Source organism: Paramagnetospirillum kuznetsovii (genome assembly GCF_003284725.1).
GTDB lineage: Bacteria > Pseudomonadota > Alphaproteobacteria > Rhodospirillales > Magnetospirillaceae > Phaeospirillum > Phaeospirillum kuznetsovii.
In genome coordinates this window covers 17216-28642 of record NZ_PGTO01000024.1, presented here as the reverse complement: position 1 = coordinate 28642, position 11427 = coordinate 17216, and the positions used below count along the sequence as shown (strand labels likewise).

Sequence of the window (11427 nt, the reverse complement as noted above, 5' to 3'; positions counted from 1 at the left end):
TTTTTTGTCGGACCCTAAAGCTTGAAGACTGTCCGCAAGCCCAGGACCGCCGCGTCGGGAATGGGAGTCGCCGGCCGGTCGGGCAGACCAGCGCCGCCCGCCGGATGAAAGATGTACTGGGCATCGGGGACGATGGTCCACCACGGCGTCACCTGATAGCGATAGGTCAGTTCCACGGCCGCTTCGAAGTCACGGACCTGGGCGGTGGAGGTGTTCATGCGCCGGGCGTCGGAGTCGCGGGCGGCCAGGGCCGGGCTGATGCGGCCATAGGCGAAGCCGATGGCGGCGACATCGTCGTCGCGCCCCTCGAACAGGCCCTTATAGGTCAGGCCGGTGTCGAAGGCGAAAGGCAGTTGGTTGCGATCCTCGGGCAGGACGGTGGTGCGGAAGAAGGTGCTGAGGCCGCCATCGGCGGTGCCGGGGGTCTTCCACAGCATCTGGTCGATGACGCCATAGACCGCCCAATTGCCGTGCTTGGGCTTGGCCACGGTCGAGCTGTCGCTGGCCGCCAGGGGAAGGCCGGTATTGTCGTAACGCTGATCCAGGGCGCGGCCGTTGTAATAGAGGCCGCCCAGCTTGAACATGGCGGGCAGGCCCTCGGCATCCTTTTCCTGATTGACGCCGTAATCCACCTCGGCCAGCCACAGCGGCGGCTGGTCGACCCGCATGTCGACGCCGCTGCGATTGCGCTTTTGCGGATCGGGAACCTGGGCGCTGCCCGGTGCCACGTCGCCGGTGAACACGCCGGCCAGGATCGCCAGTTGCTCGGTGGCCTGGACCTTGAGGCGCGAGCCCAGATTGGCGACGGGATAACCGCTGCCGCTGCTGGGAAGATTGGCGGAGAAGCCCAGTGGCCAGCCAAAGGCGCCGTTCAGGAGGTAGGCGGAATTGGCGCTGGTGTAGAATTCCTCCTGCATGGGAAGCTGGCCGAAGCGCAGCGACACCATGTCGTCCAGCACACTCTGTTGAAACCACACCGAATAGAGGCGCGTGGCGGGATTGGCCTCGATATCGCGCACCGTCGCCAGATTGGCGCCCAGGAAGTTGGCGCTGAGCTGGCGGCCGTGGATATGGAAGGCGGTCAGATGCATCAGACCGCCCTTCCAACCCATGGCCTTTTCCAGGTCGGCATCAATGTCCAATTGCAGCAGGCCCTCGGCAACCGCTCGTCGCCGCAGGCCGCCCGACACATTGCCCAGCGTCTCGCCGGTATAGGTGGCGGTGAATTTCAGGCCGTTATCGGCGAGATCGTCACGCAGGCCGCCCCAATTGCCCGTCAGGGTGTCGCGTTCCCAAAAGCCCTTCGGCTCGGCTGCCTCCGGAGCGGGAGCGGAACTCTCGTCCCCAGCCAGGGCGGGAAACGACGCGGCCCACAGCGGCAAAGCAATCAGTCCGGCAATAACCATCGAAGCCTTCATCTGATACCTCATATCGCTGTCCCTCACCAGGGCTGCCCCCAAGGCTTGTGGAGTGAGCCTTGAGAGCAGAGGTATAGAAGGACGATTCTGCTGTCAAGCAACGGGCTGTGCGGCCAAGCAATGATGTCGCCGTGTGGCATGTTTGCAAGGGTGTTGCCGCAATGCAACAGCTCTGGGGGGAATTGCCTGCAATGGGGGCAGGGGGGCAGAACTGCCTTGCCTGCCTATAATTGGGTCAGCTACAAAAGGCGTGCCCAACAAATCGGCATCAGCCGTGGGCAACGAAGATTTAGGCGTGCTGAATTTCTGGACTTTCCAGTTGGCATGGCCGTTGCGAAGTGAAGCGCAGTAAATACGAGTTCCGCGAGGGAGTGAGTGATGGTCGAACGTAATCTCCAGTGCCGCAGCCTGATTTCTGGCGCGATTTTTTCTGCCGTTGTTGGTTTCGCGGCGGTTCCCGCCCAGGCCGACATGTCGCTGTATGACGCCAACGGTCTGAAGATCGACGCCGCCGTCACCGCTGGCCTGACCGGCTTCGTTTCCCCCGGCGCCCAGTTCGGTGCCGGTTCGTGGACCAACAACCAGAATGCGACCCAGCGCCGCATTTCCGGCCGTCCGGCCTGGACCGAATGGTTCATCACTCCCGAGCTGAAGGCCTCGTTCGAGACCGAAAGCGCGGGAACCTTCTATGGTGATGTCAGCGGTCAGGTTTCCGCCACCGGCGGCGACGGCGATCCCAGCCTGATTTCCACCACCTACGGCCGTCCGGTTCTGCTGGGCGTCGAAAACCTGTATGGCGGTTGGAAGTCCGGCAAGACCCTGGACGGTCTCGGTCTCGACGAGAACGCCCTGGACCTGTCCGGCGGCCGTCAGAGCTTCAAGGTCGCCGACGGCTTCCTGATCAGCAACGGCACGAGCAACCAGGGCCAGCGCGGCATGTTCTGGACCCAGTCGCGCACCGCCTTCGCCCAGACCGGCCTGCTGAAGGCCGCCACCGGTCCGGTTCGCGCCGATGTGTTCTACCTGCAGAACAACTCGGCCAATGGATTGATGCCGACGGCCATCCCCGACAGCGCCAAGACCAAGGTCATCGGCGGCAATATCGAATGGTTCGAGAACGCCGATGCCGAGGAAGGCAAGCCGGCCAAGGACGGCGCGTCCAACTTCGCCGACCGCAAGTGGTATGCCGGTCTGACCTATTTCAATGTCATCGATGCCAACACCTCGGGGAACCTTGGTTTCGGCAATCCGGGCGTCACCAACGTGACCTCGACCAACACCCTGACGTCCAATCGCGACGGCATGAACGTGTATTCGGCCCATGTGGGCGGCAACATGCTGCCGTTCCTGCCGGACTTCTCGCTGTATGGCAATTACGTCTACGAAAACAACAGCAAGGTTAACCGCAAGGTCGATGCCAATGCATGGTATATCGAGCCCGGCTACCAGCTGTCCGACGTGATGTGGACCCCCAAGCTGTCCTATCGCTATGCGCACTTCAGCGGCGACAAGAGCCCGACCGATAACAAGAAGAAGGCCTATGATCCCTTCTTCTACAATGCCATCACCCGCGGTTTCGGCACGTGGTTCATCGGTGAGATCGTCGGCAACTACGTGATCTCCAACAGCAATGTGAACATCCATCAGTTGGTGTTCTCGGTCAATCCGCGCGACGACCTGAAGTTGAGCGTCCTGGGCTACACCTACAACTACGATGCCAAGGGGCAGAATGTGGGTGTCACCTCCGACAATCTGGCTCGTGAAATCGACTTCACCGCCGAGTGGACCATCAACGAGCATGTCTCGCTGTCGGGCGCCTTCGCCGCCGCCAAGTCGGGTACGGGCTATCGCCAGTACCTGAACCTGAATGCCGATGCTGGTAATAACTGGAACGGCGCCGACAGCACCTGGCTGCTGGCCGAGACTTCGCTGGTCGTGAAGTTCTAGTATCGGGTTGAAAGCGCCCCGGCACCCTCCCTTGGGACGGTGCCGGGGCTTTTTCTTTGGGATATGCAAGGGTGGACAGATGCCCCGGCTCGGCCTACCCTGGCACGGAATCGGGAGCATGCCGGGGGCGGAAGCGGTGGCTTTGGAACAGAATGGGGCTGGGCTGGGCAATCGATCCTGGCAACGGCATAATTGCGGTACCGAAGGCATCTTCACCATGGAAGGCTTCGATAGCCGCGCTTTCATGATCGATGCCTCGCGCGGCGGCTTCAAGCTCCGCTTCGAGCAGATCGAAGGCGCCATGGCGGTCATGACGCCGCTGCCCCGAGACATCACGGTCACGGATACCAACGGAAGCACGTTTTCCGCGACGGTGCTGTGGGCCAAGGATGGCTTGGCCGGATGCCGGTTCTATTCCCATGTCTCGCTGGATGACGTGGTGTGCCTGATGACGGGAAAATTCGTCCTCAGGCTGGCCAAACCGCTGGTGAGCAATGTGGAGCAGGCTGACGGGGATGCCTCTCCTCCGTCCTAGGCCTTCTCGGCGGCTTTCGCTGGGTGCTTGACCATATGCTTGTAGGCCAGCGCCTCGTCATTGATGTGGTGATACAGACCGCCGTCGATATTGCGGTAGATCTCCAGGCAGGCCTGCTGCCCCTGCTTGATGTTCTTGATCTTGGGCACCAGCTTCTTGCACAGCTCCACATAGGACAGCATGAAGGCCGCGTGGGTGGCCATATGGGGCGATCCCTCGGACTCCGAGCGGGTCTTGAGATACTGGTCCTCGGCGGTGAAGGCCGCCTTCATGGCGGTGAAGATGGCGCCGGTCCGCTCCGCCACCAGCTTTTGATTCAGGGCCGGATTGTCCAGGATCTGGAAGAAATCCGCCATGGCCTCCAACAACTGGCGGCGTCCATGGTCGATTGCTTCCAAGCCTGTTTCCAGGGACATGTTCCATCGAAACATGGGATCATCCTGCCAATAATTCGCCACCCTATCGATAGATAGTAAGGAGGCGTGCCCAGGTCAAATGACGGATCGGCGAAGTCACAAATCATCAATCTGCGCGCATTGTTGGCGCATAACGTCAGACGATCACTCCACCGTCACGCTTTTGGCCAGATTGCGCGGCTGGTCCACGTCGGTGCCCTTGGCGATGGCCACGTGATAGGCCAGCAATTGGACGGGAATGGCATAGAGGATGGGGGCGACGAAGGGGTGCACGGTGGGCAGCGCCATGGCGGCGTGGGCGGGCGTGGCAAGGCGTCCGACGCCTTCCTGGTCGGAGAAGAACACCACGCGGCCGCCCCGGGCCATTACTTCTTGGACGTTCGACGCGGTCTTTTCGTAAAGCTCGTCGGTGGGGCAGATGACGATGACCGGCACCGAATCGTCGATCAGGGCGATGGGCCCATGCTTCAGCTCGCCCGCGGCATAGCCCTCGGCGTGGATATAGCTGATCTCCTTCAGCTTCAAGGCGCCTTCCAGGGCGATGGGATAGCCGGTGCCGCGCCCCAGATAGAGCACGTCGCGGGCCTCGGCGATGCCTTGGGCGATCTGGTGGATCTCGTCGTCGCGGCGCAGGAATTCGGCGATGCGCGCCGGGGTCTCGGCCAGGGCCTGACAGATGGTGGCCTCGGTCTCGCGGGTGATGGCGCCGCGCGCGCGACCCAGACCGACGGCCAGACAGGCCAGCACCACCAGTTGGGTGGTGAAGGCCTTGGTGGAGGCGACGCCGATCTCCGGCCCGGCCAGGGTCAGAAGGGTGGCCTCGGATTCACGCGAGATGGTGCTTTCCGGCACATTGACCAGGGCCAGGGTATGCTGGTGGTTGGCGCGGCAATAGCGCAGCGCCGCCAGGGTGTCGGCGGTCTCGCCCGACTGGGAGATGAAGATGGCCAGCCCGCCCGGCTCCATGGGCGGTTCGCGGTAGCGGAATTCCGAGGCGATATCCACCTCGACCGGCAGGCGGGCCACCTTCTCGATCCAGTACTTGGCCACCGAACCGGCATAGTAGGAGGTGCCGCAGGCGATGATGCGCACCCGGCCGACCGAGGCCAGATCGAAGGGCAGGGTGGGCAGCGTGATGGTGCGCTCGGCCGGGTTCAGCATGGTGTTCAGGGTTCCGCCGATCACTTCCGGCTGCTCGAAGATTTCCTTCAGCATGAAGTGGCGGTGCTGGCCCTTGCCGATCATGGCGCCGGAGAATTGGGTCTGGCGCACCTCGCGGGTCACCAACTGGCCGTCGCGGTCGCGGATGGTGGCGCCCTCGGTGGTCAGCACCGCCCAATCGCCGTCCAGCAGATAGCTGATCCTTTGGGTCAGCGGCGCCAGGGCCAGGGCGTCGGAGCCCAGATACATCTCGCCCTCGCCATAGCCCAGCGCCAGGGGCGAGCCTTGGCGGGCGGCGATCATCATATGGGGGTGTCCGGCGAAGATGATGCCGAGCGCGAAGGCGCCGCGCAGCCGTTCCAGCGCCTTTTCCGTGGCGGCGACCGGCTCCATGCCCTGGGCGAGGTGATGGTCGATCAGCTGAGCCACCGCCTCGGTGTCGGTGTCGCTTTCGAATACCTGGCCGACGGCACTCAGTTCCGCCTTCAGTTCCTGGAAATTCTCGATGATGCCGTTATGGACCACGGCGACGCGCTTGGTGGCGTGGGGGTGGGCGTTGCGTTCATTGGGAACGCCATGGGTGGCCCAGCGGGTATGGCCGATGCCGATGCCGCCAGCCACCGGCTTTTGCTCCAGCAGGGCGGCGAGATTGGCCAGCTTGCCCTCGGCGCGACGGCGTTCGATCTGGCCACCCACCAGGGTGGCGATGCCCGCGCTGTCATAGCCGCGGTATTCCAGGCGCTTGAGCCCTTCGACCAGCAGCGGCGCGACGTCCTGCTTGCCGATGATGCCGACGATGCCGCACATGCCCGATTATCCCTTCTTCTTGGCCTGCTGCTGCTTGCGGAAGCGGTCGGCCCAGCCGGCCAGTTCCATCTGCGAGCCCCGCGCCACCGCCAGCGCGCCCGCGCCGACCTCCTTGGTGATCACGGAACCGGCGCCGATGACGGCGCCGTCACCGATCTTGACCGGGGCCACCAGGGCGGAGTTGGAACCGATGAAGGCGCCCTTGCCGATATCGGTGAAGGACTTGTTGAAGCCGTCGTAATTGCAGGTGATGGTGCCCGCGCCCACATTGGCGCCCGCGCCGACGCGGGCATCGCCGATATAGGTCAGGTGGTTGACCTTGGCGCCCGCTTCCACGGTGGCTTTCTTGATCTCGACGAAATTGCCGATATGGGCGGCCTCGCCGATCTCGGCGCCGGGACGCAGCCGGGCATAGGGGCCGAGAATGGCGCCGTCGGCGACGCTACAGCCCTCGAAATGGCAGAAGCCCTTGATCTCGACATTATCACCGATGGCCACGCCGGGACCGAACACCACATGCGGCCAGACGGTGACGTCGCGGCCGATGCGGGTGTCCCAGGACAGCCACACCGTCTCGGGATCGATCAAAGTGGCGCCACCCGCCATGGCGGCCTCGCGCAGGCGGGCCTGAACCAGGGATTCCGCGACCGCCAATTCCGAGCGGGAATTGACTCCCAGCAGTTCGGCCGGGTCGCCTTCCACATGGCTGCAGCAGGCGCCATCGAAGCGGGCCAGTTCCACCACGTCGGTCAGATAGTACTCGCCCTTGGAATTCTTATTGTCCAGCCGGTCGATCAAGCCCCACAGCCGACGGCCGTCGATGCACATGACGCCGGAATTGCACAGCGGGTTCTCGCGCTGCTCCTCATTGGCGTCGCGCCATTCGACGATGGCCTTCAGCCCTTCGGCGCCCACCACCAGACGGCCGTAATGGCCAGGGTCCATGGGCTTGAAGCCCAAGACCACCACCGCCGGGTCGCGCTGGCTGCGGCGCTCGGCCAGCATGCGTTCCAGCGTCGCCAGGGTGATCAGCGGAGTGTCGCCGTACAGCACCAGCACATCACCGTCGAAATCGCCCAAGGCGGAACGCGCCTGGGCGACGGCGTGGCCGGTGCCCAGGCGGTCGGCCTGGATGACGGTGGGAAGCGGCGCGACGGCCTTGGCGATCTGCTCCATCTCGGGGCCGACGACCACCACCACCCGGTCGGGCGACAGGCCGGACACGGTATCCATCAGATGGCTGATCATGGGACGCCCGGCGACCGGGTGCATGACCTTGGGCAGGGCGGATTTCATACGGGTGCCCATGCCGGCGGCAAGGACGATGACGGCTAACGTGTGGGAGGTCATGAGAACGCCAACACTCAATCTGTTGCGGCTGCGAGGGGAAGGTGCCACAAAAGACCGGTTTGGACCAAATCAATCTTTGTTTCCGCTCATCACTCTTTGTTTCCGATGGTGTCAATGAGGGCAATTCTCCGCGCCGTGCTGTTCGATCTGGACGGCACCCTGATTCACTCGCTTCCCGATCTGGTGGCGGCGGTCAACCGCATGCTGGCCGCCGAGGGACGCCCCGCCCTGGAATCCGAGGCCATCAAGGCCATGGTCGGAGACGGCGCCGACGCCCTGGTCAGCCGGGCCTTCGCCGCCTCGGGCGGTTTGCCGGGCCCGGAGGTGGGGCCTTATCTGGATCGCTTCATGGCCGATTACGAGCCGCGATCGGCCGAGACCACCCGGCCTTGGCCCGGCGTGGTGGAAACCTTGGAGGAACTGCGCCGACGCGGCCTTGCCCTGGCGGTGTGCACCAACAAGCCCCGCGCGGCCACTCACGAGGTGTTGGGCGCGCTTGGCCTCGCCGAGTATTTCCATGTGGTGGTGGCCTCCGACGACGCGCCCGCCATCAAGCCCGATCCCGCCCATGTGCGGGTCATTCTAGAGCGCCTTGGCGTGTCGGCCGATGCCGCCGTCATGGTGGGCGATTCCATCAACGATATCTTGTCGGCCCGACGGGCGGGGGTGAGGAGCGTGGCGCTGTCCTTCGGCTATGCCCATGGCCCGGTGGAGGCGTTGGGAGCCGATCGCGTGATCCATCGGTTCGATCAGCTACCGGATGCGCTGGCGGACTTATACCCATGACCTACCTGCACGGCCTTGCGTGGGAGGTGGCAAAACTGCATGCTGGACGCAGTCATCAAGAGCCCCTTCGGGAGTGGTCGTGCCCGCAATTGGAACCGAGACGCTGAAACTTCGGGTTGAAGAACTTTCCAGAAGGGTCGAGGAATTATCCCTCTACCAAGTGGTGGTGGACCATGCTCCGGATGGCATCGTCGTCACCGACGCCGACGACGTGATCATCGCCATCAATCCTGCCTTTTCGGCCATTACCGGCTTTTCCGCCGACGAAGTCGTCGGCCGTCCCGCCGTCATGTTGACCGAGGGGGAACTGAACGCCACTTCCCATGCCGAAATGCGAGAGACACTGGCCGTCCATGGCCGCTGGAAGGGCGACATCGTGGCGCCGCGCAGCAATGGCCATTTGGCGACCTTTCGCGTGTCCATTTCCAACCAACGTGACGGCGAAGGAAAGGTGGCCCGACGCATCGCCATTTTCCGCGATGTGACCGCCGCGCGGGAAACCACCGAGCAGCTTTGGCGGCGCAGCAATTTCGACCCGCTGACCGAATTGCCCAACCGCAGCCTGTTTCTCGACCGCCTGCTTCAGGCGCTGGTGATGGCCGGCCGCGAGAATTCGCGGGTGGCGCTGCTGTTCATCGGCCTGGACGGGTTCAAGAACATCAATGATTCCCTGGGCCATTGGATCGGCGACAAGGTGTTGCAGGACGCGGCGCGCCGCTTTCAGGCGGCCCTGCGCCAGGGTGATACGGCGGCCCGGTTCGGCGGTGATGAATTCACGGTGGTGCTGGCTAATATCCGCGCCGTCGAGGAGGTGGAAGGGGTGCTGCGGACCATATTGGAGGCGCTCCAGGAACCCTTCGTCATCGAGCAGCATCATGTGTTGATCTCGTGTTCCATCGGCATCTGCCTGTGGCCGGGCGACGGCGAGGACGTGGAGGCGCTGATGCGCAACGCCACCTCGGCGCTGCAGCAGGCCAAGCAGGCCGGTCGCAACACGTTCCGCTTCTTCACCCCGGCCATGGACGCCCGCGCCCAGGCCCGCTCGCGGTTGGCCGACGAACTGGCCGGCGCGTTGGAAGGGGAGGAATTCCATCTGGTCTTCCAGCCGCTGGTGGATCTGAAAACCGGCGAGGTCACCGCCGCCGAGACGCTGTTGCGCTGGCACAATCGCTATCTCGGCGTGGTCAGTCCCGAACAGTTCGTGCCCCTGGCCGAGGAACTGGGCCTGATCCGGCCCATCGGCGAATGGCTGTTGATGGCGGCCTGTCACGAGGCACTGCGCTGGCAAAGCCTTGGACTCGGCGATATCGGCGTGGCGGTGAACATCTCGCCCCGGCAATTCCAGCAAGGCGACATCCTTCAGATCATCGAGCGCGCCCTGAGCGAAAGCGGCCTTGAGCCCCGCCTGCTGACCATCGAGATCACCGAGGGACTGCTGCTGACCAACAGCGAGGAAGTGATCGCCAAGCTGGAAAGCATTCGCGCCCTTGGCGTCACCTTGTCGGTGGATGATTTCGGCACCGGCTATTCGTCCTTGTCCTATTTGAAGACCCTGCCGGTGGATGTCTTGAAGATCGACCGTTCCTTCATCGCCGACATGCTGGACAATCTGGACGATGCCACCTTGGTGGACGCCATCATCGCCATGGGCCATTCCATGCGCTTGGAGGTGGTGGCCGAAGGGATCGAGACGGAAGATCAACTGGTCTATCTGGCCGAACACGGATGCAATTCCGGGCAAGGCTATCATTTCAGCCCGCCGCTCAGCCCCGGACGCTTCCGCGACTTCGTTTTGTCGCGCAGTAGTTCGAACGCTTCATCACCGTCTCAGGTCTTCGATAGCTGCCGTGGAACGGCCCCGGCCGGAATCCGTGTCCTGTTCGCCGACGACGTCGATCTGGTCCGGCTGGTGTTCCGCGATTTTCTCGACGGCACCGGCTGCATCATCCATGAGGCCAGGGACGGCGCCGAGGCGGTGGAGAAGTTCAGGGCCGCCCGCATGCCTTACGATCTGATCGTACTCGATCTCTATATGCCGGGAACCGACGGATTCGAAGCCGCCAAGGCCATTCGCGCCTTGGAGACCAAGGGCGGGCTGGATCGCACCCCCATCATCGCCCTGACGGCGGGCAATTCCGAGGAAGAGCGTTGGAAGGCGAAGGATTCAGGCTTCGACCGTTTCCTGTCCAAGCCGATCGCGCGAACCGACCTGTTGGAGGCCATGGCTGAAATGCTGCCGCCCGAAATGACCGACTCCGCTCCGGCGGCGGAAACCCTGGCGGGGCTCAACATTCCCCCTGGGCTGGAACATCTGTTGCCCAACTTCATCCAGGAAATGATCAAGGACCAGCAAAGGCTGCGGGACTTGGCGGACCTGTCGGATCGCAAGGAACTGGCCGAGCATGTGCACGCCATGCGGGGCAAATGTGGCATGTTCGGCGAAGAGGTGCTGTTCGATCTGCTCACCCGGCTTGAAGCCCAGGTGGCCTCGGGAAAGCAGAATGACATAACAGCCCTGCTGGCCAAGGTTGTTGAACGGATCGGCCGCCTGTAGCAGCATTGATCCGGCCTGGAATCTGGCGAAAACCCATGAAGATCACCCAGTTCACCGATTATTCGTTCCGTCTGCTGCTGTATCTGGCCCGTTCCCCGGGGCGGGTGGTCACCGTCCGCGAAGTGGCCGAACATTACGGAATTTCCGCCGAGCATCTGAAGAAGATCGTGCGCAGCCTTTCCGATCTGGGCCATGTCCAGACGGTGCGGGGGAAACTGGGTGGGCTGAAGATGGCCCGCGATCCGTCCGAGATCAATTTGGGCCAGCTGGTGCGGGCGCAGGAAAACCTCAATCTTCTGCCCTGCCACGAACCCTGCGACCTGTGCCCCATGCAGACCTGTAAGTTGCGGGATCTGGTGGACGAGGCCCTGGACTCGTTTCTCGGCTTCTTCGACGCCAAGACTCTGGCCGATATCATCTGATCGCCCCAACGAAGTTGTGGCGAATCCGAGG

At 63.3% G+C, this 11427-nt stretch carries 9 protein-coding genes; 5 read left to right on the top strand and 4 right to left on the bottom strand.

All coding sequences use genetic code 11. The features are described 5' to 3' along the window. Positions 1 to 14 precede the first annotated feature (14 nt). Positions 15 to 1418, bottom strand: a complete 1404-nt coding sequence (locus CU669_RS18660; RefSeq protein WP_239988792.1) for a carbohydrate porin — start codon at positions 1416 to 1418, stop codon at positions 15 to 17. A gap of 378 nt (positions 1419 to 1796) precedes the next feature. On the opposite strand from CU669_RS18660, the gene CU669_RS18655 reads away from it, so the two are divergent. Both CU669_RS18655 and CU669_RS18650 read left to right on the top strand, forming a co-directional pair. Continuing rightward, a complete protein-coding gene (locus CU669_RS18655; protein ID WP_112147108.1) occupies positions 1797 to 3365 on the top strand; it encodes an alginate export family protein in 1569 nt (522 codons plus the stop codon). 79 nt (positions 3366 to 3444) lie between these two features. Beyond that, complete coding sequence (locus CU669_RS18650) at positions 3445 to 3900, top strand: PilZ domain-containing protein (protein ID WP_239988791.1); 456 nt, start codon at positions 3445 to 3447, stop codon at positions 3898 to 3900. Here the strand turns inward: CU669_RS18650 and CU669_RS18645 are convergent. The 3 genes from CU669_RS18645 to glmU form a co-directional block, all read right to left on the bottom strand. Continuing rightward, positions 3897 to 4331 carry a hemerythrin domain-containing protein gene (locus CU669_RS18645; RefSeq protein ID WP_112147107.1) on the bottom strand — a complete coding sequence of 145 codons (435 nt, stop codon included), beginning with the start codon at positions 4329 to 4331 and terminating at the stop codon, positions 3897 to 3899. The two genes, CU669_RS18650 and CU669_RS18645, sit on opposite strands and share 4 nt — an antisense overlap. Before the next feature lie 129 nt (positions 4332 to 4460). Next, on the bottom strand, positions 4461 to 6284 hold the full coding sequence (gene glmS / locus CU669_RS18640; RefSeq protein ID WP_112147106.1) for a glutamine--fructose-6-phosphate transaminase (isomerizing): 1824 nt from the start codon (positions 6282 to 6284) through the stop codon (positions 4461 to 4463). A 6-nt stretch (positions 6285 to 6290) separates the two neighbouring features. Beyond that, the gene (glmU, locus tag CU669_RS18635) at positions 6291 to 7634 is read right to left on the bottom strand and encodes a bifunctional UDP-N-acetylglucosamine diphosphorylase/glucosamine-1-phosphate N-acetyltransferase GlmU (protein ID WP_112147105.1); all 1344 of its coding nucleotides are present in this window, start codon (positions 7632 to 7634) and stop codon (positions 6291 to 6293) included. 114 nt (positions 7635 to 7748) lie between these two features. On the opposite strand from glmU, the gene gph reads away from it, so the two are divergent. From gph to CU669_RS18620, 3 genes are all read left to right on the top strand, one after another. After that, complete coding sequence (gene gph, locus CU669_RS18630; RefSeq protein ID WP_112147104.1) at positions 7749 to 8420, top strand: phosphoglycolate phosphatase; 672 nt, start codon at positions 7749 to 7751, stop codon at positions 8418 to 8420. 79 nt (positions 8421 to 8499) lie between these two features. Then, entirely contained in the window at positions 8500 to 10974 is a 2475-nt protein-coding gene (locus CU669_RS18625) for an EAL domain-containing protein (RefSeq protein ID WP_239988790.1), read from the top strand. 35 nt (positions 10975 to 11009) lie between these two features. Then, positions 11010 to 11396 carry an RrF2 family transcriptional regulator gene (locus tag CU669_RS18620; RefSeq protein ID WP_112147102.1) on the top strand — a complete coding sequence of 129 codons (387 nt, stop codon included), beginning with the start codon at positions 11010 to 11012 and terminating at the stop codon, positions 11394 to 11396. Positions 11397 to 11427: the final 31 nt, after the last annotated feature.

Excerpts from the sequence above, each read along its gene's own strand:
- CU669_RS18655 (WP_112147108.1), top strand. The coding sequence starts at position 1,797 with ATGGTCGAACGTAATCTCCAGTGCCGCAGCCTGATTTCTGGCGCGATT.
- gph (WP_112147104.1), top strand. The coding sequence starts at position 7,749 with ATGAGGGCAATTCTCCGCGCCGTGCTGTTCGATCTGGACGGCACCCTG.
- CU669_RS18650 (WP_239988791.1), top strand. The coding sequence starts at position 3,445 with ATGCCCCGGCTCGGCCTACCCTGGCACGGAATCGGGAGCATGCCGGGG.
- CU669_RS18660 (WP_239988792.1), bottom strand. The coding sequence starts at position 1,418 with ATGAAGGCTTCGATGGTTATTGCCGGACTGATTGCTTTGCCGCTGTGG.
- CU669_RS18645 (WP_112147107.1), bottom strand. The coding sequence starts at position 4,331 with ATGTTTCGATGGAACATGTCCCTGGAAACAGGCTTGGAAGCAATCGAC.
- CU669_RS18620 (WP_112147102.1), top strand. The coding sequence starts at position 11,010 with ATGAAGATCACCCAGTTCACCGATTATTCGTTCCGTCTGCTGCTGTAT.
- glmU (WP_112147105.1), bottom strand. The coding sequence starts at position 7,634 with ATGACCTCCCACACGTTAGCCGTCATCGTCCTTGCCGCCGGCATGGGC.
- glmS (WP_112147106.1), bottom strand. The coding sequence starts at position 6,284 with ATGTGCGGCATCGTCGGCATCATCGGCAAGCAGGACGTCGCGCCGCTG.